The sequence below is a fragment of the Cytobacillus kochii genome, assembly GCF_020171845.1.
Taxonomy (GTDB): domain Bacteria; phylum Bacillota; class Bacilli; order Bacillales; family Cytobacillaceae; genus Cytobacillus; species Cytobacillus kochii.
This window is the reverse complement of the sequence record NZ_JAIVAM010000002.1, coordinates 416143-439817: the sequence shown is the minus strand read 5'-3', so window position 1 is coordinate 439817 and position 23675 is coordinate 416143. Positions and strand designations below refer to the sequence as shown.

The following is a 23675-nucleotide window of genomic DNA, read 5'->3' as shown; positions in this document are numbered from 1 at the left end:
TCCATTCATTCCTTATTGGTGTACTACAAAACGAATGAACTTAACAAAATATAGAGAGATTCCGCAGCCCGATCTCGACCTTGTTTTGCTTTTGCAAACTAGTCCAATAATTTACCTCTTATCTCAGACAGAGGTTTTGTCTAGGGCTGCGTTCAAATTCTGCATAACCGAGACATGCTCGACTTTGTCTCCATGGGAACTTTCATACCCTGTTTATAAACTACCTTTGCACACTAATATGACTCCCATCTAAAATACTGAGAGTCTAGGCATGAAATATTATTTCCCTTTATTCCAGATCATTAAGATGATCTCTAAGATACTGATTGCGATTTAAAATAAATTGCAGGATATATTCTTGTTCTTTATCAAATAAATCAATAGCATCCTTTTTATATGGATCTAATGCTATATGGGGACGCAATAAATTATGAAGGTTGATAATTCTTGGTTCAAATTCCGAAACTGTGAAATAATTCTCTAATATCTCTTCTAGAAGAATGCGGTATTGAACACGAAATTCCTTTACATCAAGAAGTCTTGCCGTGAGTGTATTAAAACCTTCGATAGGAACTCGATTAAACTTCATAACCCCTCCATTCCAATCCCTTCCAAATGTTGCATCAAAATCCCATGGGATCATTTCATACAATCCTGATTCTCCATTTCGATAAAGGGCATAATTTTGAATGAAAGCATCGTAGTTTTGTGTGCAAATCACACCACACAGCCAAATTAAATATTTTTTGACATCCAAGTACTTTACAATTTCTTTGCCAAACTCATTACGTGGTATCGTATTGATTTTTATTATTAGCTTTTCTAAATCAGAATCGTCCTCAGCATTCCCTATTTTTCTCACATACCCTGAAATTAATGAAGATTTGGGCTCACCTTTGGTGGTTAACAAAGAAAAATTAGTTTGATGATTCGTTGCATAATAAATAGGCCCATATGAAAGTTGTCTTTTTTGTAAAAAGTGATCATCAACAGATTCAAGCTGTAAGTAAGTTCCTGAGGGCCTTCCATTTATCTCAATTAAAACATACCTGCAATCAGGTGAATTGATTCCAATCTGCTTAAAAAAATCAAAAGATAGCTTATTTCGAATGAAAGAAGGATCGCAATACTCTGCATTAATGTGAATTTCACGTCCAAGAAACTCCTCATTATATGTTCCAAAATCAACTTTGTAAGATTTTTTTCTTAATTTACGTGTATGATTTCCTCTATAAGTAATACCGATATCAAATGAATGATTGTTTATAACTAATTTAGAAGGAATTAATTCATCATGCCAAATATTTTTTTCTAAAAATTCTATCAGTTCTGGTTGCGTAGAAATACTTAATGTAGGTACAGTATTCTTCTGCATCTTATATCATCGCCTCCCTCACTTTACCCATTATCATATGAAAAAAATAATGCAAATGATCATTAATTAATTGGAAGTTTAGAACCAATGAAAAATTTTTTCATAAAATAAACTACCTTAAATATTAAGGATTATTATTAAAAGGTGGTTTTTATAGATGGGAAAAGAAGACGTAAAAAAGCTTCTAAATGAAGCAAAAGACGCTGGGAATGAGGAATTTCTAAGTAGAAACCCAGGATCAAAAGCTAATGATAACCGCTCTGGCTCTGGCTCTGGTTCTGGCTCTGGTTCTGGTTCTGGTTCTGGTTCTGGCTCTGGTTCTGGTTCTGGCTCTGGTTCTGGCTCTGGTTCTGGCTCTGGTTCTGGCTCTGGTTCTGGCTCTGGTTCTCGTATATGAACATTAGACATTTTAAATCATAATTACTCATGACATGCAGGTAAGAATTGCACAGTTTGATGAAGTATTAAAATTGTAATAAGTTAATATACGGTCGCTACACACTAAAAAAGCAAGAAGTTGATGTGGTCATTCTGACGTAGTTAAAACGCGATTAATCACATCAATTCCTTGCCAATCACTCTGTTATATTGTGACATTAAAATAAACATCTCTCAAATCACCCCACTCCAACCCCCATTCCACCGTTCGAGTTAAAATAAAGATTTCCGACCGAACCCCCATTTTGAAGGATTTTTGGTTCAAAAACACTCCATTTTCCCCTCTTTTCCGCCTGTTTTTTCATCTTTTTTTCTGTTTTAAAATAAAGTTCTCCGAGAATGTTGCGTAATGGAAACACGAGAAAACCGATACAAGACAAGGGATGAGCATGAAAAAGACCCGGAAATCGGAAATGTTTATTTTCACGAAATCGGGGTCTTAATCGGAAATGTTTATTTTGATTCGGAAGTTTACTTTTTAATTAGACATAGTAGATTTGAAGAGTTAGAGAGAAAGGAAAATGAAGCTACTTCTATTACATTCCATAATTTTAATATGAAACTAGGACTGTATAAGGGCTAAATTTCTGCAAGTTCTCCATCAATATATAAGGTATCAATGTCTATAACTTGCTTCTTACTCTCCTTACCTAGGTAATCCCATTTTTCATTTTTATCCCTTTCATACCTGATGTAACTCTCAGCAAATGTCCATTTATCGTTATTAAGATGGAAGTACATCAATCTATCATAAAAATTTCCACCAACCACATGCTTAATATAAGAACCCTAGACTATATAGAAATCACCTATTCTTCATAAATTACATAACACTTTTGATTTGTTCTATCTGCTAGTATTTCCCCAAGTCTTTTCTTAATTTTAATCACTCCGCAAATCTCTATGGCAATCTTTTATCTATACAGTTTTTAATTCCTATCAAGGACAATTAACTTAATTCTTCCATTCATCATCATAAGTATGAAGATAAAGTGGTACGAATATTCCTTCACTCTTATCCCCATAATAGATCCTGTTGTATTCAATATTAAAACCGTTTGCCATATAGAAAATAGCATTCCTAACAAGTCGCAGTGTTTCATAAGTAACATTTAATAAATTTGAATAACTTACTGTATACTCATATTTTTTATCATCTGCCAACTCTTCATCAAGAGGTATATCATATAAATCCAGAACTCTAACGAATCTATGTTCAATACAATTACGTAGCAGACGAATCACTTTCATGTTACCAGCTTTACGATCTAAATCCTTACTCAACCAATAAAGAGCGTTAAAAGGACTTGCTAAAGCTACCTCCAACTCTATTTCTTTATACCACTTGTGGAAATCTATCCTATATGTAGGAATCTGTTGGTTATGGAATTTACAGCAAAATAAACCTATCTTATCTAATACACTAAATGCTGTCTTTAGAGATACTTTTAGTAATTCTGTCCGGTAACCTAATGCAGGATAATCTAATGTATTAATAAGAACATTATAACGTTGTGATTCATGAACATTAGCTTCCTCTCTTAGAGTATCTATCTGATAAAGAAAATATCTGGCCATATTATATTCTTGTTTAATGGTGTTAAACCATGAATAATATTCCATATTATTCTCTTTTCTAAAATAACCTAACCCCATATCTATCATCTGAACATCATCTACATTGCCATAGTTATAGATTATATTAAGATAATTAAGTGTCAAATTTCTACTTGCTGACCAAGCCTTATAATCATCATCAACATCCTGCTGTACTGACCAAGAATCGACATCCGATAAACTTGTATCAACAACTTCTTCCATATATCTTTTCCACTTTTTAAATTGTCCTAATGTGTCAATTGGCATACCATCAGGTGTTACATTATTACATACATCATCCAATTCAGATATTCCCATTTCAATCAAATATCGCATTACCGAGCGATTAGTAACTTTCTCTGATAGCGATAAATGTTTAATAGCTAAATTTGCTCTAGCCATTGGAAAACGATCAACTAGATTTTCAACCTTTTTTAGCTCTTCAATAGATTCAACTGTTCTACCCATTTCATTATAAACATTTGCTAAATTAACATAAATTTGCGAAGCATATACCGGACTTAATTTATCATTCTCTTTCGATAAACTAATTGCCTCTCGGTAATCCTTTATTCTTAATGCGAAGTTTTGAAAAGCAAAATCATCATAACCTTCAGATTGCCTTATTAACTTAGAAACTTCCTGTAATTGTTCAAATTCCGTATAAGAGATATGTTGCAAAATAGCTCTATAATTAGCTTTAGTATACAAATAAACAATTTTTTGAATTGTATCAAGTTGTTCAACATCAATTAGCTCAAATTTTTCTTCTATTGTAGTAACATACATTAAAACATCCTCGGCATTACTTGATTTACTCTCAATTAGGGATGTATCCAACTCATCAACTATACTTCCTATATCCATTAATTCACCCATAAAATCTCTTTCCATTTATGCCACCCTTATAAACTTGATTCTAAAGACACTCAATAAAATAAACATTAATTGAACAAGACGAAAAAACATTGAATCTAGTTCTGAAATTGGAAATGTTTATTTTGATTACATAGAAAAAAAAACAAAAAAGAAAAGCTAGTATACGAACAAGTTGACATCATTTAGCAAACTTTTAAACAAGTTTAGACACATGTCTTTGTCTCCTAATACTTCATATACTTTCATCAACTCGTAATAGCTATCATGTCCCCCACCTTCATTATTAAGATAATTGACCATTTGTTGCTTTGAATTTGCATTATCTAAAGCAGCAGTTATCCCAAAATATAAGTATTCACTGTTATTCTTTAAGTAGGTCATATCGGGGTATCTATTTTCACGCATATGTTTAATTAATATATCAATGTTGCCAAATAAATCTACACACTTTTCAATCAAACATTCATACTGTTCAAGAGCATCCAGACAATACTTAGAATCAAGATTCTTGAAAAACTGCTCTAGTTTTTCTTTTGAATTCAATCCTTTGATAATTTTAGACAGGTCTACTTTTTCTGATTTAGTTATGCTCGCTCCCGTATAATATTCAGATTCCTTTTTTTCATCTACATCTACGTTTTTTGAAAATCGTTCACATAATCTTATATAACTCTGAAACTCAGATGAATATAACTCTCTGTCCCAACCAGCATAGTCAAGTGCATCTATCTCTTGTTGAATTTTCTCTAAAACCAACTCATGTTCTTTATTACTGTATAAATCTGATAGACCTATAGCAAGGTATACTTCTATTTTTCCATAATAATAAGACCAATTTGTTCTTTGATGATAATTATCGAAATAGGGATTAAAATTCATAATAGATTTTTCAACTTCTGTTAAAGGGATTCCCAAATCCACCATTGTACATGCAACGTCACGATGTAATTTATTATCTAATTCCACAAACCTTATCGACTTTTCATAACAATAGAATGCTATTTCAAAGTTAGTCCTAATCAATACCTCAATTAACATTTCTAATACTCTATTGTCTACATGGTTATTGTTTAATGTAAGTGCAATATCTATTAGTTTATCAACATAAATATACGCTTGTTCTTTTGTAATCCAATGATTTTTGAGGAGAATTTCAAATGATCCGACCAGTATTTCATCAGCTATTGTATCTTTTCTGGAATTCATCCTCATTATTCCATTATCGACACCACTTATTAAAAATTGATAACTTACGTTTTCAACAAAATCGGCCAATAAAAAGGAAATAATAAACATGGATTCACTTGTACTAGAATAATCTATATCCTTATAATTCACTTCCGACGTTAGCCTTAGTAACTCATCGGCACTAAATAATTCCCTATATTTCTCACCATCAGCTTTCTTTATTTGGAAGTACACCATTTGCATATTTTCTATTTCTTTATGGTTTAGGTAATTAATACTACCTTTTACTGTTTTTATATTCTCCCCAGTAAACACAAACGCATAACCAAGTAGTAAACGAACATAGAATCCTACAGTTGATTTTTTTAGAATAGTAGAAGTAGAGAATAATTTTACTATTTTAGCTAAAGAGCACGTTCCATCTAATAATAAGACATACATTTCATAAAACTTATTATATGTCATTATGCTACTGTATAATTTAATTTGCATTCTTTTATTATTTTTATCTGGCAATGACAAAAATGCAATTACATTATGGTGGTTTTTCCAAAATACAGAAGTTTCTATTCTCCCTAATTTAGTTATATATTTTTCTATACATTCTGTTTCCTCATCAGTTAAAATTTCACCAGAATATTTTTTAAACCCATATATTAAGGCTTGATGTAACCCTTCAGATGGATTTAAAGAACTAATTCTCTTTAAAATTTCACTTTTTAATACTGGAAATTGGTGAATTGAGGCTAAACAATCAAGTTCGCAAATTGAAATTAGATAGGCTCCCAACTGGTATTCGTTAAAGTCTTTTATAAATGATACAAATTCATTAGGACGTTCCATAGTTAAAATATATGTTAATGATTTCATAACAGTTAACTTAGTTGGTGTATAATCTTCCATAAATTCCTCTGCTGACAAATCAAGTTTATGTTCAGTAACCATTTCTTTATATTCAGATACGTTTTTTTGTCTAATAACTATATCAATATAAAACTTGTTTCTCCAAAATTCATTTGTAGCTTTTTCTTCTGTGTAGTTATTAATATATTTTACATCTACAAGTAATTCCATTATTTGTTCATATTTCACAAGGAAAAGTTTTACAGTTTCTTTTTTATTATGTTTATAGAGCTCTACTAAACTTCTAAAAAATATTTTCAATAAGTAATCTATTTCTGTATCTTTGGATCGATCTTTCATTGCTAAACTTTGTAATTTTTCTATAATCTCATTTGGTAACTCCAAAAGATAATCTTTAAAAACAAGATTATCATCATTTATAATGATCTCAAAAATGTCATTTTTCTGGCTCGTTAATGCGTACGTTAAGTAGTCTGACCATTTATAATAAGGTTCATCAGCCCCCCAATTTCTGTTGTTTCCTAAATAAACATCATATAATCCCAAACTTTGAGTTAGAGCTATGTCATTTGTTGTAATGGCTTTATTTTTCAAATATGGAATTAACATTTTATAGAAAAAGTCCATATTAGTAAGCAAATGTTTTTCACGGATAAATTTACTATCTATCTCCATTTTTTCAACAATACTAAGCATTAGAAAGTATTCTGAATATCTCCTATGCTTATAGGTATATGATTGGACTGTGTTAGTCCCATAGACATCAAAGTAATTCTCTGCCAAAAAATCAATTATTCTATTAATCGCTTGATAGTCACATCTTGGTAATAAATCTAAAAGTAGTGAATAAATTTCCTCGTATTTAATACTTACAATTTGATGTTCAAAACTATATAAAGATATTTGCTTATTCAGTTCTATAATAGACGCTATCTTGGGGTTTGGTATATTTAATTCATTTAGATATTTTGAATGAGAAATATCATTTAAAGTCTCATTAACATGAATCTCTATCAAATCGGTTATATAACTATCTCTGTTGATTTTTTCAATTTGCTTCCATAATATTGACAATGTTAATGTGTCTTGAATATTTTCAAAAAACGTCGGATTAGATTTTTCAAGGTTATTTAGTAGTTCCTGTTTTTTTCTTACTCCTTTACTTAAAAAATAACTTTGTATTTGTTTCTTTGATAATTCAACTATTTGATGTTCAACTATATTTTTATAGCCTATTTTCAATTTGATTTTATTGGGACTTGCTATTCTTGATGAAATAACTATTAATTTAGTTGATACTTTATCAGCCAGTTCAAAGATATATGATAATGTTGTGTCTATCCTAAGATCTGATACTTCGTCTAAACCATCAAACAAGTAGATAACCTTTGTATTTTGATTTCTTATTCCATATTCACTCCGTCGATTATGTATTATGTTTTCTAAATTATCTAGGGAAACAGTATTCAAATTTACGTACATCGTTAAAGCCTCTATTTCCTCTATAACTGCTAATTGTTCCGCATTACTACTTTTTTCAGTACCTGTGTATAGTTGAAATAATTTATTCATACATACACTTTTCCCAGAACCAGGACTTCCTGATAATAAGTGTATTTTATTTTTACTGCTTAGAATTTCTTTAGAGTAATCCGTGATTGATTTTCTTTTCTCATCCCCTAATAGCTCTAATTCTATATATTCCTTCGATAAAAGAAGAGTATTTAATCTAATATTCTTGCTATCTAAAATAAATCCTAGTTCGTCGGCTTCACCAAAAAAAAGTTGAGCCAAATCCAAGTTCTTAGGTTGATTAAGAACTGATTCGAAATGATTTGTAACAAACCACTCAACTGTAACCCCTTTTTTTTCGCATTTTTCTACTATTTGCTTAGCACTCTTACTACTAACTTGGATATTACAATTCAAGAAAATAATAATATGATCTAATTGGTTTCCATTATCAGCAGTAAATGTTTTAAGTGCTTTATCAATTGATTTCTTTATACTGCTATAATTTACTTTGTCAAAAAACTTTGCTTGGAATCCATAGTATTTTTTACCAGATAGCCAGGGCATTGTTTCAAGACCCACCTGATTAAAGTCTGCAATTATACCATCTGTTTGACCATATCTTCTACAAAAAATATGGTAGCACAACAACTCAAAGTCAGTTGTATAATCTTTATTTTTCACCTTAAAATAATCCCAGTTAATTTTAATCAAAAAAATGCCTCCTTAATAAGATAATCTGCGTTATTGCTGCAGATAAAAGATAAAAAGCCGAACAATCTCATATCAATATCTTACTAGAATATAAGGCTAGTATATATGAACATTATAAGGTAACCAATATTAGAAATCTTAAAATAGAATAAAAAGCCACTGTTTTTACCAGTAGCTTACTTTTTTATCCAAACTAATTCTTTCAGAATTAGTTTTCTCACTTCTTTATTACTCCCACCAAATCCTGCATAAAGCTGGACTTTATATGGAGTTATTCTATCACCCTTATATACCATTTCATTTAGTGCCCACTTAATCTTTCTAATCCTAAAATCATTTATATCCTCTTTCACTTCGTGCAAATATCGTTGCGTTCCTACTAGCTTTACATTGTGAAACCACGGGCCAAACCCTAAAATATTTCTTATACTCGAAGGTGTTACCCTTATCGGTTTACCTTTTCTCTGGAGAATAAATTCAACAGCCTCCATAGCAAGACTCAAACATTCTTCATCCCTCTTCTCCCAATCAATGGTTCCAGCCTTTTCTTTCCCTAATTGTGCCTTTGGGGTTACTTTGTCATACCAATCCCAATCGTACTTGTATACCCACGTATGTAGACCTTTCCCCTTATCCTTTAATTGACTTCTGTTGGCACCAGGATTTTCAGTTATCAATTTTAACCACTTTTCTCTCCTTTGATTAAGATCAAAACTTGGATTATGAACAATTGAATCCTTTTTCTTACCCACAACTTTTTCACTTAATAATAAATCAGGTGGATCAATGCTAAGAAATTGTAAGAATAACAAATGCCTCACAGGACTTCTATTCCCTTTATTATGTCTAACAAATAATCGAAGCCAATTAGACGGACTATCAGGATTAATGCTGCTCTGCATTAATTCTAAGTACTGTTTAGGGTAGAAATGCAAAAATCGTTCTTGAACATCCTTCATATAAAGGTTTCCATTCTTGGAGGCTAACCTTTTCTCCCTTAATCTATCAATATAGAAATCAATAATATAGTTCAAATCCTTCCTTGAAAAGTTTCTGTTCAATATTAATTCGGCATTATGTATGTATTCAAGATTTAATAATTTAATCGTGTCCGAATAATTATCTTCTAATAGTTCTTCGTTACAGATCTGTTCATCTGCACATATAAATTCAATTCCATTTCCAGTACTTAATACAGAGCTTTCCTTTAAAAGGACATGATGTTTAGAACAATAATATGCTCCGATTATCTGGTGATTAATACGCCAATAACTCTCGCCTAATGTATCAATGTCTTCTTTAAAACACAACGGGCAATACCTTAAATAACTTGGTTTACGAACTTTGCTTCCACCAAATCCAATTTGCTGTTCAACATTTAATCTTGATCCATTTGAACCTTTTCCCATCGTTTCGTATATGTGATCCGCTTTTTCCTCGTTGAGAAATGATGTATAAAAATTAAATAGAGTATGCTTTTCAATAATCTCCTTGGTTGTTACTTTTGAAGTTGGAGGAAGGTTTCCAATAAAGTTTCGTATATACTGTGGAAAATTGGACGATGTGATAACAACAAATTCACCAAATAAATCCCTTATAAACGCCCTCCCACTAACCATTCCACACATTCTCCTATAACGTGCAATAACTGAATAAAATAGCTCGTTATCATACAATTGTGGAAGGAAATTGATCATATTCCCTCCACCTCAATCCATTTTGAAGTATCCTCAATAAACTCCTTTTCTAGGAGTACTTGATATGGTGACTTTTCTTCTTCATTTCCCCGCTGAAGTAAATAGCGTAAATCATCTTCCTTATATTCCTTACGCTTTCCTTTCTTCTTAGGTTCCTCAATGTTTTCGGTTGCTTTTACCTTATCTTCCTTCTTCTTTTTTACTGGTTCTTCTTTTTTCAATTCTTTACTTTTCCTTATATCCGACTCTTCTAACTCAATCTTCCTAATATCTTCATATTTTGCTATTTTATGAGGGTTCCCCGAACGAATGGCATTTAACATCGGTTGAAGTAATCTAAACTTTTCCTTTGCTACTTTCTTTATTAGATCAATGGAAAGCTCTTCTTTTCCATTTTCTATAGCCTGTTGTTGCGAGTATACAAATAGTTTTATAACCAAATCCGATATACCTTGAGTTTCTTCATAAATTACCTTTCCGAACTCTTCATTGTAGGGGACAAAATTTCGAGTCCATTGATATTTCCATACAGACTCTAGCAAAAGGGTAAATTCATTTCCATATTGCATATTGTTATAAATGATTTCAGCGTTTCCAGTTAAACGTCTCGTCATACGCAATTCCTTACCAAATAAATCATATGCTCCTGGGGTTCCAATTAAACAAAGATTAATTCCTGTATTTATCAAGTAGACAAAGAAGTTCATGATTTGCTCAGCACCCCGTTTTTTTATATTTTGTGTTTCATCAATTACAAGGAGACCGAGTCCTATATTGTGTGCAACCTGACTGATTAAAGGTAACATACTGTCTACAGACATATTTCTCGAAACATATTTCTTATAATTATTAGTTCCTAGCAATTCATCGACCTTCATGAAAAATTGTAAGCACAATGCTTTCAGACTTGAATTACTTGGTGCTTCCAACTTCAACCATACAAGTTGGATTTGGTTGAAATGGATTCCTTTATACTCATTATGAATAATCACTTGTGGAATATCGCTTAGAACTCTATTAATTGTTGTTGTCTTACCCATGCCAGAAAAACCGATAAATGTCCCGCAAGAAGAAGTGGTTCTGAAATTTTGTCTACTATTTATTTCATATGAACGATTAATAATTTCTTTTCCAGAGTCATTAATATACTTTTTATAGTTCTTATCAAAAGGGTTCCTAGCCAAATAACCTTGCAGAATCAATGTATGAATCATATTCCACACATCTATGTGCACCGGAAGAGGAGTATATAGCTGAAACAATCGGTTTATCATGTGTATTCGATAAATACTTTCAGCATGTTTTTCTTCATCATTATAGATTGGTTTAACCATGAGCTTTCTAATGATTGTTGCTTTATCCAATAATGGTGGTAGTGCTTGAATCAACGGGTTTTGATTAAACTCTTCCAACGGGAATTCCTTATACTCTGCCTGAATAGCCTCCATTCCATTTGGTAGAAATATAGAGTTACTCAATATCATCATCCCAATCTAGCTCTTGTATAGCTCTAAACAAATCAAGTTCATCCTCTGTATATCCCTGTTTTTCAACTGATTCCATCAATGTTTCCCCTGCCTCTACCTTCTGTATATTCAATTCCCGTTGTAGTTCCCTTTCTTCCCGTTGGTTCTCCCTTATACCTCTCAAACGTTGGGTTTTGCTTAAATAATCATCTTTTTCTGCTTCTGTATTCCTTTTTCCTTGTCCAACAATTGTTTGAATATCGTCATACAACTTCATCTTTTCCTGCAATTCTTGTTCCTTACTTTTGTTATCCATAGTTTGTTCATGCTTTATTATCTGTTTTATTTCATCAATTCCTTTATTTTCATACTTAGTCAAATGTTCAAGTAGATTCAACTTGTGAAACTCCCCATCCTCATTAATTGTATAAACATATGAAAGGTCCCTCGGATCATACCAAATCTTTACTTTTTTGCTACCATTAATTCTTGCTGTCTGAAACCAATTATTTTTCAATGAGTAATCCGAAGCGTACAACATCTTCTTAAATCTAACCCCCCGTGAAGTAATGGTTCCTATATCAGTCGGAAGTAAGTGCATCTTTACTGTTTGTTCAGGTAATACTCGTAATTGCCCTTTCATATCGTTCACACCGTATTCCCATATCTTAACGGGTATTTTTTCAACTTCTTCACTAATCATCATTTCATCCAATACATATTCACTCAAGACATGATGATTGTTATGGAATAGCACACATTTGATAACAATTCGTGTGAATTCGTCTATTGTCAGATTAGCTTTAAGTCTATAATCTTCGTCTCCCCTCTTTAGTGTGTTCTTCCCATTCTTTACAACCCCATCAGCAAATGGTTTAACCTTTATGTTTAATTGTGCAAATGCCTGTTCAATAATTCCTTTGTAGTCAGCTCTGTACGGAGGGGCATTCTGTATCGAAATACCTAATCCTCCAATAGCATCTTCAATCTGTTTACCGTTTAATTCACCCCTGTCAGCAAAAATCCTTTGCGGCACACAAGCCACATCCCACTCATCTTTATCCAGTGTGATACCAAACTGTTTACAAAATTCACTCTTGGGTAACATGCTATTTGCAAGAGCAACCATAGTGCCTGTGTACGAATTAAATGACTCAAAAGTGACATTAACCCCAACTATCATCCTGGAAAATACATCAATTACGCATACTAAAGTTGGTCTGCCAACAATCAAGTTACGATCTATGGATGAAACCAGATAAATATCAAACTGTGTAGAGTCTATTTGCCAAAGTGTTCCTGGACCTAATCCAGCATCTTGTGTTGAATTTCCAATGATAGTACGATGATTTTGGAAATAGTTTCTTGCTCCTTTTCTATTAATTAATTCCTTTTTTGGATTATTTAACTTCTTAAACCAATAAAAGAATTGATGGTAGGTAGGAATACTTGAAGGCTCCTTAATAACGGGGACTTTATTACCATTTATATCAACCTTCGTTTCTGTGAAAAAATCCTTTAATATCAGTTCATAAGTCACTTTTAGCGAGTTCTGCCTACCACTATAGTAATAGCGATTTAAACCTGTTTGGAAATATCTCTTAATTTTGTCATCAATATTTATCCCTTGTTTACTTCCAGATTTTCTAGGTCTTCCCCGCTTTTTGTCACCATTTTTTCTTTCCTTACCTATAGAGCCACATAAGTTAAATGCAGGAAGTAATCCATTTCGAATCTTACCACCTTTCCAATACCGTACAAGGTAACTTTTTACGGTTGAATAATTGATTTTATATTGTGCTACTGCTAGTTTAATGGCTTTTTCTCGATACCTGCTTTTGAATATCAAAACCTCTGTATCTACTTGTTCAAGTACAAATTTCACTATTTCCCACGCTTTCCCCCTTCTTTCCTTCTCTGCATTGCTTAGTTCTTCTTCAACAACATAACGTGTGTATGGGTCATTTTCTAAAATAGTTATTTCTTCGTTATTATAATCAGAAATTAATTCATCTTCTCTAATGAGAAATGGCCACCTAACTTTATCCATATCAATTGCATATATAATAGTAGAAATCCTATCACAATACACAATCCGTATTGTTTTCCCATCATGATATCGTAGTAACAAATTCTCGTTAAACTCCAACAAAATCAACCACCTTATAGAAGCAAGTCTTTAACTTTTGATAATAAATCTATTCTTTTTGTCATATCAACTGCAAGCTCCTTCTTTGCTATCAAATAGCGAAAAAGGAACAAACCCGCCCCCTTTTTCAATCCTTCTGTCTGTTCAAATAATTTTAAGGCCTCTCTTAAAGGAAGTTCATCGTTTTCTAAAAGAAATCTAAGCATCAATATCGATTGCTCACTTTTATTCAGCTCCCCCTCACTCCATTCCAACAATGTTTCCCTTACCCATTCAATATTTTTGGCTAATTGTCTAGGTAGTTGTTTTTCCGTCATTACTTTCCAATCAATTCCCTTTTGGTTCCAATATCTTCTTTCAATCTCCAGCTTTTCAAAAGTTATTTTCCTTTTGAGTTCTGTTGTATTTTTTACGGTTCTTGCCAGTCCCTTCTGCTCACCATTAACGTCTTTAACAGTTAGCAAAAAGTTTGTGGTTAACACATAGGGTTCTTTAGTCTCTCTATCAATGAACTTATCAAACCGCAAATCCTCTTTATCATCAATTACTTCTTCGACATCTAATAGTGGGAAAGATTCTCTTATGTCAGCAACATTTGAATTAAATTCGAATAATAGAAAAGCTCTATATTGATTATCAGAATGAAGGTGATGTATACGTCTGGTTTTAAGTCCGGAAATTCTGGAAACTCTACCTTTGGAACTGTAATTGTAGGTATAGTTCCATGGAAGATAATCTTTTCCAACTCCCTGACCTCTCCCTTCTTTTAGATACCTATTTAGTTTTTCCTTTGACCAATTATTTGCACCCATAAAATCCCTCCTGTTTATTTGAAAATAAAAATGACTATTGGCAATCGAGTTCGTTTTTTTTTGAACTGATTATCAATAGTCAAATACTTTATCTTTTATTAAATGTAGTTTGAACACTTTTATAAGTTCACCTCTAGGTATAGATTGTCGAGATCCTCTTGTAATATCCCAAGGTATCTTTTTGTTTCTGCTACAGAACTATGATTTAGAGCTATACATATATAATCGAGCGATATACCTTTTTGAAATGCCCAGTATCCCCAAGTTTTTCTCATTCCGTGTGTAGAAAATCTTTCATTAATACCCACCATGTCACAAGCAATATTTAGCATGGATGCTGCATATTGCCTTGAAATCGGTTGATTTATTCCCTTTCTACTTGTAAAAAGGTAATCATCCTGATTTTTATTAAAATACTCTTTCATGTATTCATTGATAGCTTTTGTAAGGTTCTTTGTTATAGGGAACCTTTTGTATTTTCCAGTTTTCTTTTCATTTATTTCTATAAATTCATTAGCTTTTTTCCCATTCCAAACATGTTTTACCTTTAGTGTTAAAATATCACTTATTCTTAAAGCTGATGATATTCCTACCATAAAGAGTAAATAATCCCTTTTATTTTTCCCACGTAGATATCCTTTTACAGCTTCAAGTTGTTTCAAATCTCTTATTGGCTGAACTACTTTCAATGTTTCACCTCCTATATTACCTTACAAAAACATTCTATACGGTGAATGAAGAAACCTCAAGAGCCTGGAGGCAAAATAGGTTCTTTAACTTATTTTGCAATTTATCCTAGGGTTTTATGATAAGATAAATACAACACTTATAATTTATATTTTATGGAAAGGTGTTATATTGATGGGATTATTTGATATCTTTAAGAAAAACAAAAAGCCAAAAATAAGAGAGTCAAATGGAAATAGATTAGTTCCTACGAAATCTAATCAATTGAGCCATCCCACCGATTATTTCTCTATTCATGCTGATATAAAGAATTTAATCTGGATTGAAAATGGTGCGAAAAGGAATTTTGTTCCTGATAAAGGCCAAAAGGAAACCTATAAATTTGGTGGCATTGTTGTCACACTTTCGCTTAGCGGTGGAGAAGAACCTAGTCTTATTGACATGCAACAGGAGATAAAAGAACCTCTAAGTTCAGAAGAAGTACCTTCACCACCTTACTACCCTAATTACAAGAGCCTTAGTCCTGAACAAAAATACAAATATTGGCAATTCCTCTCAAATCCTTATCACTGTCAAAGGGATATAAGTTATGTATTCATTCTTTATTACGGATTAGAACGGCATCTATTCACGCATGATTTTGAAAATGCTGTTAAAACAGTTATTAAGTTAAGAGAAATTCACAAAAACAGCTCGTTTCAATCTTATTCTGGGAATGCAATTGTCCTATCTTGTTTACTTCATCAACGAGCTGATATGATGCAAGTTTTCATAGAATCTTTAAATCAAGACTATAAAAGAGGTTTTTCAGATAATCTATATTTGTTTGCATTGCATAGTTTTGATGTACCCTTACTAGCCAAAGACATTATGAGGCTTGCAAAAACATTCGGTTTCACTAACACCAATTATATAAAAGGATATCCAGACGTATTTGAACAAACTATGGAAAAATTGATCTTCGATAAATATACAACTAAAAATATAATTCTTAAAGACATTACTCCTAGGATCCAAACACTTCCAAAAACAGAAATGAGACTTTTTGCAAATATTTCATTGATGGACGAAGTAGTCATAGTACCTGATATGATTTCATCGAACGAATTATGGAAGGTTATGAATGATTTACTTGTTAACACACATGAATCAGTTAAAAAGCATTTAGCTGAAATGAGAAAAAATAAAGTTGTCCTAAAGAAAAAAGAGACAAAAAAGCCCCCGCAAAAAATAAAGTTCGATGCTACTAAGGAAAGCGACTTATTAGGTGAATTAAAGAGTAATTATAATGACTTAGTCACAAAGCATTTCATTTATATTCAACTTCAAGATTTTTATTATAAATACAGGGATTTGGATCCTGAGTACCTAGAAGCATGCATCAGATATTGTTACGAGGATATTGAGATACTCGATGAATTAAATAAAGTCTATGTTAACCAAGAAATAGATCGTCATAAAAAACTTGGTTCATTTTATTCAAATGAGGATTTAGATAAAGACATACAAAGAATTAAAAAAGAGAAATTTCGAGGAAGAATTCCAGCCTTTAGTCGGTTAGCAATAATCTACGAAAAAAGAAAAGAATATAATTATGCAATCAAGATCTCAAAACAAGCAATCACCTATTATAATAATCAAGGAATGGAAACGTCTGAATTTGAAAAAAGAATTGATAGACTTCAAAAGAAATTAGAGACTTAACAACGATCTGTATATGAATATTACACTATCCGTTCTCACCAAAGATTATGTAAGGTTCACTTCGATGTAGTAAATATGTAAAGAGAGGAATGCTGATATTGCGGCATTCCTCTCTTTACTCCCCTGGCTTTTGTAAGATTCAAATCTTATTTAATCGTTAAACGTCTGAAACCAAACCAAATGCATGGTCAAAAACAAACCTCTTTATTCTTTCATATAAATCTCTAAAATCTCCATGTAGTTCGTCTCCTTAATATCCACGTGCTTCTAACAAAGTTTAAATCAACTACTTCTATTTATATCGGATAATTTTGTAAACACATAAAATTCACCCAAAACCTTGACAATAATTTGATAAATGGAATTCCATATTCAGTAGATCAATGTGAAGTCAAATGAACAACCTAATAATAAATGTGCGAATTTCACACACTTATATATAATTTTTAGTTGTTTTACACCTTTGAACATGATATTATATATTTATAAAGAAAATTTATTCAAGGGGATGAAAAATATGGCATTAGATTTAAAAAATTTTAGACAAGACATTTTAGGTAAATCACAAGCTGAATTAGCAACTATGCTAGAAGTTAGTAGGGATAAAGTTGTAAGAATGGAAAATGAACCCGGGAAAATAGAATTAGACATGATAATAAAACTTGCCCAAGTGACGGGACAGACTCTTGAAGAACTAACCGGGTACAGTAAAAAGTTACCTAATACATTCTCAGTCCTAAACAAATGGGAAAAGGTAGAGGAATTTAAAAATCTTGTTAACGATAAGTTACTCAGTTTAATTAATGACAAGAATGCAGGCCCAATAAATGAAGTATGTGATAATTTCAAGAAAATTTATAACCCAGCCAAACCTAAAATTGCCGTATTAGGAATGTCAGATGCCGGTAAAAGTACTTTCATTAATTCACTATTAGGATCTAATGAACTCCCTGCATATTGGACACCTGCAACATCAACAAACGTACATATAAAGCATGTGTCAGATCGTCCGGAATATCTAAAAGAAGACGTAATAATACTAGACAACGAAAATAACTCAATATTAATTGAAAATTTGACAGACCCTGAGTATTATGAAAAACATAAAGTATCTTCTGGCAACTTAGACCTACTTAAAGAATTTTGCACTCGAAAAGGTATGTATTATGAAGAAGATAAAAATCTCCTGATAATTACCTATTTAGATAAAGAGATTCTCAAAGTATGCGACCTTATTGATGTACCTGGATTTGGTACAGGAGATCGCACCCTTGATAACACAATGGCTAATTCAACTCAAAAAATTGCTGATATTGTCATTTATTTATCACCTTCTAATGCCTTTTTACGTGGAGAAGAACTCCAGTTTGTACGGAACACATTGAATATTTTAGAACCGTTAGAAAGAAAAGATAACAATATTATCTCTCCACTAGGAAATTTCTATGTTGTTGCATCTCAAGCAATGGCAGTTGACCAAGGAAATTTAGTTTCACTTAAAACGGTACTTGATGAGGGTGCCAATAGATTGTATACAGATATCAACCCTGACATATGGGAAAAGAAACAAAATATCTCTGGTTATGAATATTCTCTTGATATTTTACGTGGGAGATTTTTTACCTTTGCGACAGACAAGCATGTCTTACGAGATGAATTGGAGATTGATTTAAAAAGGTTATTAGAAAATATTCCTAGTATAGTTATTAAGAACTTTCAACAACAACTGAATGGTTTTTTTTCCAAATTGAGAGTAGAGTATCAATCCAAGATTGATTTCAATAAGATGTTGTTAAATAAAAGAGATGAGTATGTAAAAATACTTGAAGAAACAATTACGAATATGCCACAAGAAGAAAGAATAAACGAATCTTTAAGAAAAGAAGTTCTAAATAAAATCAGGGCACTTAAATCAGAAAGTTTAAGTGAATACAAAAATCGGTTTAATAGGATTATAAACGAAGAACACATTTTAGGAGTAATTAAAACCAATAAGTACTCTAAAAAGAAACAAGATTTACAAAGGCTATCAGGATATATTTCAGGTGAATTAGAGTCTAAATTAGAAAATGTATTAGTTAAAAAATCTGAAGAACTATCGGATATAATTGATACTTATCTTAAAAATGTTAACAATAATATTAACAATACAAGCAATAATTTTTATAGTGTGAATGTCTACAATAATATAGCTTTCGATGTTAAAAATGCATTCGCCAGCGGACTCACAGGACTAGCGGCCTTTGGCGGATTAGCCATTTGGGCTTCCACACTTGGAAATTTAGGGGGCTATATTTTAGTTACTCAATCCGTAGGTTTGTTATCCTCTATTGGCATTTCTGTTGGAGGTACTGCGGCTGCTGTTTCTGCTGTTGCATCCATTGGTGGACCAGTGACTTTAGGAATTGCTTTAGCAGTAATTGCTAGCCTATCAACTTTTGCAATAACTTCGGGGACATGGAAAAAGAGCATTTCAAAAAAGATTGTAAAAGAATATAATAAACAAAATGCATTATCGAAGTATGAAACTGTGATTAATTCATTCTGGAAAGATACTGAAAGAGCATTCGAAAAAGCCGACGATGAAATGAAATTAGCTGCAAGGAAACGGATTCAATCTTTAAATAATGATATAAATACCTTAGATGATGCCTATTTGTCTAATAAAGTTAAGATGTATAATAAACTTGTTCAAGATATAGAACAGATGATTGTTTTCTTAGATGATTTGATTAGTAATACCGTAGATGCCTCACATGCATAAATATAAAAGGCTTTTATCCTTATTATTAAAGGGTAAGAGCCTTTTATATAATAGAACGCTTATCTTAACATTCCCCTGCTTTACTCCCCAAGGTTTTGTAAAGTAAAAATTCAAAAGTACAATTCAGCGAAAAATTGAATCATAAATACTTTTAGATTCCAAAACTTTTCTCATTAATAACATAAAAGATTTCATCTTCAACAATTAACTTGAAGGAAGAATCAATTTGCTTGAATCCATTTTGTGAAAGTAAAGATGACAAATTCTTGGTGTTTTCTCTGATATTAGCTTCCATATTCCTTAATACTCGAAAAACACCATCTGTTTTTATAGTATGATTAATATTGGTTCGGGCAGTCGTTATTCCTCCACCAATTAATCCATAAACTTCACCATCAATTTCTACTAATGAAAGGCTGCCGGCTTTTCTCATTTCTGAATAGTCCTTATCTGTCATTTTTCTATCTAATGAAAAGGCACCTTGATATTTATATGGATCGAGCAAATAAGGCCAATTTCTCTTTATTATCAGCAGTAATTCTTGCTGTGAAAACTCCGTTCCATCTGGTAATTTATGTTTTGTTACATCTATAAAATAGGCATTATTATCGTTAATCATGAGAAATAATAGATAGTCTGATCTTTCTACAAATTGTTTTCCCTTTTCTGGCATACTTAAATGCAAATGATGAATGCCCCAATTATATAAAAGTAAATCTTTTTGTGAAGGCTTGATACTTTTTTTACTTAGAAAAATACTTACATCTTTGCCATTCTTAAATCTGTTTTTAATATGATGCAAACATTGTTTGTAATCGTCCTCTAATATTTTCCCTCTAAGTTCTTTGGATACTTTAACGTTTCTTATCCTAGGAACAATTATTTTATCCTTTAAATTGAAATACCGGGATAATAAAGTATGAGTATCGCCATTAGGAGGATTTATCCCTTTTTCTTTATAAGCCTGCACCATTATTTCTGACAGATCCTTAATGAAATCCACATTCCTCACACCCCTTCAATTAGATATTACAACAATTCTTTCAACTTATGAATTGATTTATATGCAGAGCAAATAAAGAGCAAAAGGATAAAGAGAAAACTGTCTCCTTATCCTTTAGATATGTTAACTTGCTTTCTCATCATTTGCAGATCCAATTGCTTTACTTCTGTGACACCTACTTTAATAGATTTATCTTGCAAAGTATTCATTAATAAATGAACTAAAAAACATCCCCACACCTGTGAGGACATTTGACCTTATATATTAACAGAAGTGGAATTCCTTACATAAAACATGACATAAATAGAGGGTGACAATAATCCGATATCCTTTCTATTTAGAAAAAATCCCCAATTGCATTTGATTTCTTTCTATTTTCTTCCCGGTAATATTGCATCTATTGATATGAAAATGACAACCTTTTTTGCAACCAGGGGAGCATCATTAACGAATAAGACATCATATCCAAAATCAGTATTCTCCAAATCGTTCAAAGACCCAAGTCCACAAGATTCCAAATCATTTTCAGTAATATCCCCGAATAATGAACATCCTGCAGTTACCAATCTGAATTCAGTATTAGAAACTACTTCAATCACTGGATAATTATTAGCAATTACTCCATAGGATTCATCTACCTTTCCTAGAAATTCTATTCCCTCAAAGTCCATTGGTGATAACAATGTTGGGGCTAAGACATTATTAGTTATTGATTTAAGGCTTCCACCATCAGCTTTATATTCAAAAATAAAATGGATATTTACTTCATCCTCTTCATGCTCCTCCATGATTACTGATTTCGCTAATTTGCATTTGTAGTTTTGCTTCATTTCAATTCCCCTTTCTCAAATGGATAAAATCCAATGAACCACTTGTTTATCAACTATTTTAAGTTTTTGTATGTGTCCAGAATTTTTTAAGATAATCGACATCACTATCCAAAAGGTCAACATAAATTGGAAATATATCTGATAAAGGATTATTATGTAGAATGGCTTTTCTAAAAAACAATAATCTGCTGTCCTCTACATCTTTTTTATCCTTTACTTTGTAACAAGCTAGTTCAGAACACGTATCACCAAACGAATATTCTGTGTTCTTTACCTTCAATAATTGAGGCATTTCTTTTTCATCGCACTCTGCATAGCCAAACACATTTTCTATCACCTTTTCAAAGGACAGCCCTTGTATTCCCACATTTATAGAAATGGGCACTTTTTTAAGTTTATATGAGCCGTTTTCATATCGAATAAAAACTCTGATACGTGTCACCTAATTCCTCACCTCCTTTTTTGGGAATAAAAAAAATACCATTGATTATATTCACCGGAGACTACCGAGTTTTTTTTACTCAGTACCTCCGACTGTAATCAATGGTATTTTTAAGTTAGATTATATTAATAATAGTTTATTATAGAGTGATATGTGCAAAATGGCAAGATTCTAGCTGTCTAAATATTCCCAAATCATATCTCTAAGTTAAGCTGACAGAAGAAGATTTTCATAAACACAAGAATGCGGACTCCCTTAATTTCACTGTTAAATAAGCAACACAAAACTATATACATAACTTTTTAAGCCTCTATTGGGAATAATTACAATGACATTGCTCGTTTAACAAAATAGTTAAACGAGCAATTTTCCTTCGCAAGGATAGTCACTACCTATTTCAAAAGATTAACCTGCTTTCTCGTTACTAATGTTGCCCATGTTCGCAGAAAGCACATTCCGTATAGAAATCCTTAACTCACTAATTCCTTTTAAAGACTCTTTTGAAATAATACCTTTACTCACCGATGTCTCCAACGAACTTTCAAGCCCTCCTAATGCCTTCAAAGAATCATTAAAGAAACGAAATTTCTTTTTTCTATATAATTGATGTGCTTCGGCAATATTAGCAACACATGAAGTTGCTTGCTTTCTCATATCACTTACAAGGTTCTTTTCCTTCCAAAACTCTCTTTTTCTTGTAACTTCATATATCTTTTCCACCAACAGCAAAGCATTATCATATGCTCCAAATTTTTTTACATTTGGTGTGTATGGGCTTGGCAGATCTAATCCCTTTCCCTCTTTTTCTTTGATATTGGATAAGTTTCTTGTAAGAATACCTATCACATGATCAACCATGGTATCTAATTCCTCGAATTGGTTTTGAGTGATATACTTTTGACCCAATGAGACCTGGAGCCATGCAGAAGTTTCTTTTGCAGATCCTATGGCAATACTGTATTGGTTAAACTTTTCTCGAATATAGATTTGTTCCCCTATTTGTATTCTTTTTTTAATCGACTTTGCACTCCTCATAATTTGAACAACAATATGGTCAACCTCGTATGAAGGAAAGTTCTTACATAGTTCGATGATTTGCTTTTCTAATTTCTTTGCCTTCTTATATCCAAAAAATTGTTTTGAATCTCTTACTTTTAGTGTATGCTGCTTGTTTTGTAGAGAAGTGTCTTTTTTTGAGGATTTTGATGGAGTAATTGCACACTGACTATTTGAAGGGGAGATTGGGGAGAGGTGCTGGAGATTATCGTAAATTTGAACAGCTCTATACTTGTCCAAATAATAATTAATTACAATTCTCTCAGATTCGGTGGTATCTTTTAGATCTTTGAGAACCCAAATTAATCCTTTCTCCGCTAGGTTCTTTAGTTTTTCACCAATGTCCATGATGCTATAGTTAAATACTTCTCTTTCATTTCGGTACCAGTTTTGTATTTCTTCTACTTTTTTATTCAATTTTCTTTCACTCCATTTCTTTATAAAGTATTGATTTTTTCTTTCTTTATACTTCTATTGTACTGCCTCGCTTCTTTAA

16 protein-coding genes are annotated in these 23675 nt (G+C 32.0%); 4 read left to right on the top strand and 12 right to left on the bottom strand.

Annotated features, from left to right (window positions below; genetic code table 11):
- Window positions 1-289: 289 nt before the first annotated feature.
- Entirely contained in the window at window positions 290-1375 is a 1086-nt protein-coding gene (locus LCM23_RS03030; protein ID WP_224935570.1) for a CotH kinase family protein, read from the bottom strand.
- A 157-nt stretch (window positions 1376-1532) separates the two neighbouring features.
- Between LCM23_RS03030 and LCM23_RS03025 the strand changes: the two genes are divergently transcribed.
- Both LCM23_RS03025 and LCM23_RS03020 read left to right on the top strand, forming a co-directional pair.
- Complete coding sequence (locus tag LCM23_RS03025) at window positions 1533-1772, top strand: hypothetical protein (RefSeq protein ID WP_224935568.1); 240 nt, start codon at window positions 1533-1535, stop codon at window positions 1770-1772.
- Between the two features lie 390 nt (window positions 1773-2162).
- Window positions 2163-2396 carry a hypothetical protein gene (locus tag LCM23_RS03020; RefSeq protein ID WP_102415817.1) on the top strand — a complete coding sequence of 78 codons (234 nt, stop codon included), beginning with the start codon at window positions 2163-2165 and terminating at the stop codon, window positions 2394-2396.
- A gap of 371 nt (window positions 2397-2767) precedes the next feature.
- Here LCM23_RS03020 and LCM23_RS03015 read toward each other — a convergent pair whose 3' ends face one another.
- The 7 genes from LCM23_RS03015 to LCM23_RS02985 all read right to left on the bottom strand — a co-directional run bounded on the left by LCM23_RS03015 (window position 2768) and on the right by LCM23_RS02985 (window position 15382).
- On the bottom strand, window positions 2768-4306 hold the full coding sequence (locus LCM23_RS03015; RefSeq protein ID WP_102415819.1) for an LA2681 family HEPN domain-containing protein: 1539 nt from the start codon (window positions 4304-4306) through the stop codon (window positions 2768-2770).
- A gap of 141 nt (window positions 4307-4447) precedes the next feature.
- On the bottom strand, window positions 4448-8569 hold the full coding sequence (locus LCM23_RS03010) for an NACHT domain-containing protein (RefSeq protein ID WP_224935565.1): 4122 nt from the start codon (window positions 8567-8569) through the stop codon (window positions 4448-4450).
- 176 nt (window positions 8570-8745) lie between these two features.
- Window positions 8746-10266: a TnsD family Tn7-like transposition protein gene (locus LCM23_RS03005; RefSeq protein WP_102415821.1), complete on the bottom strand. Its 1521-nt coding sequence runs from the start codon at window positions 10264-10266 to the stop codon at window positions 8746-8748.
- Window positions 10263-11744, bottom strand: a complete 1482-nt coding sequence (locus LCM23_RS03000; protein WP_224935563.1) for an AAA family ATPase — start codon at window positions 11742-11744, stop codon at window positions 10263-10265. Before LCM23_RS03000 ends, LCM23_RS03005 begins: the two co-directional genes overlap by 4 nt.
- The gene (locus LCM23_RS02995) at window positions 11737-13884 is read right to left on the bottom strand and encodes a Mu transposase C-terminal domain-containing protein (protein WP_224935561.1); all 2148 of its coding nucleotides are present in this window, start codon (window positions 13882-13884) and stop codon (window positions 11737-11739) included. The genes LCM23_RS03000 and LCM23_RS02995 overlap by 8 nt, the downstream gene beginning before the upstream one ends.
- Window positions 13885-13895: 11 nt before the next feature.
- The gene (locus LCM23_RS02990; RefSeq protein WP_102415825.1) at window positions 13896-14693 is read right to left on the bottom strand and encodes a TnsA endonuclease N-terminal domain-containing protein; all 798 of its coding nucleotides are present in this window, start codon (window positions 14691-14693) and stop codon (window positions 13896-13898) included.
- Between the two features lie 119 nt (window positions 14694-14812).
- A complete protein-coding gene (locus LCM23_RS02985; protein ID WP_102415826.1) occupies window positions 14813-15382 on the bottom strand; it encodes a site-specific integrase in 570 nt (189 codons plus the stop codon).
- 172 nt (window positions 15383-15554) lie between these two features.
- Here LCM23_RS02985 and LCM23_RS02980 point away from each other — a divergent pair, with 172 nt between their 5' ends.
- Both LCM23_RS02980 and LCM23_RS02975 read left to right on the top strand, forming a co-directional pair.
- Window positions 15555-17084 (top strand): TerB N-terminal domain-containing protein, encoded by a 1530-nt coding sequence (locus LCM23_RS02980; protein WP_214613763.1) that lies wholly within the window; start codon window positions 15555-15557, stop codon window positions 17082-17084.
- A gap of 517 nt (window positions 17085-17601) precedes the next feature.
- Window positions 17602-19848, top strand: a complete 2247-nt coding sequence (locus tag LCM23_RS02975) for a dynamin family protein (protein ID WP_214613764.1) — start codon at window positions 17602-17604, stop codon at window positions 19846-19848.
- 151 nt (window positions 19849-19999) lie between these two features.
- Here the strand turns inward: LCM23_RS02975 and LCM23_RS02970 are convergent, their stop codons facing one another.
- The 4 genes from LCM23_RS02970 to LCM23_RS02955 form a co-directional block, all read right to left on the bottom strand.
- Complete coding sequence (locus tag LCM23_RS02970) at window positions 20000-20851, bottom strand: hypothetical protein (protein WP_224935558.1); 852 nt, start codon at window positions 20849-20851, stop codon at window positions 20000-20002.
- A gap of 371 nt (window positions 20852-21222) precedes the next feature.
- On the bottom strand, window positions 21223-21681 hold the full coding sequence (locus tag LCM23_RS02965) for a hypothetical protein (RefSeq protein ID WP_102415830.1): 459 nt from the start codon (window positions 21679-21681) through the stop codon (window positions 21223-21225).
- Window positions 21682-21739: 58 nt separating this feature from the next.
- Window positions 21740-22123 carry a hypothetical protein gene (locus LCM23_RS02960; RefSeq protein WP_224935556.1) on the bottom strand — a complete coding sequence of 128 codons (384 nt, stop codon included), beginning with the start codon at window positions 22121-22123 and terminating at the stop codon, window positions 21740-21742.
- Window positions 22124-22528: 405 nt separating this feature from the next.
- A complete protein-coding gene (locus LCM23_RS02955; protein ID WP_224935554.1) occupies window positions 22529-23596 on the bottom strand; it encodes a four helix bundle protein in 1068 nt (355 codons plus the stop codon).
- Between the last annotated feature and the right edge of the window lie 79 nt (window positions 23597-23675).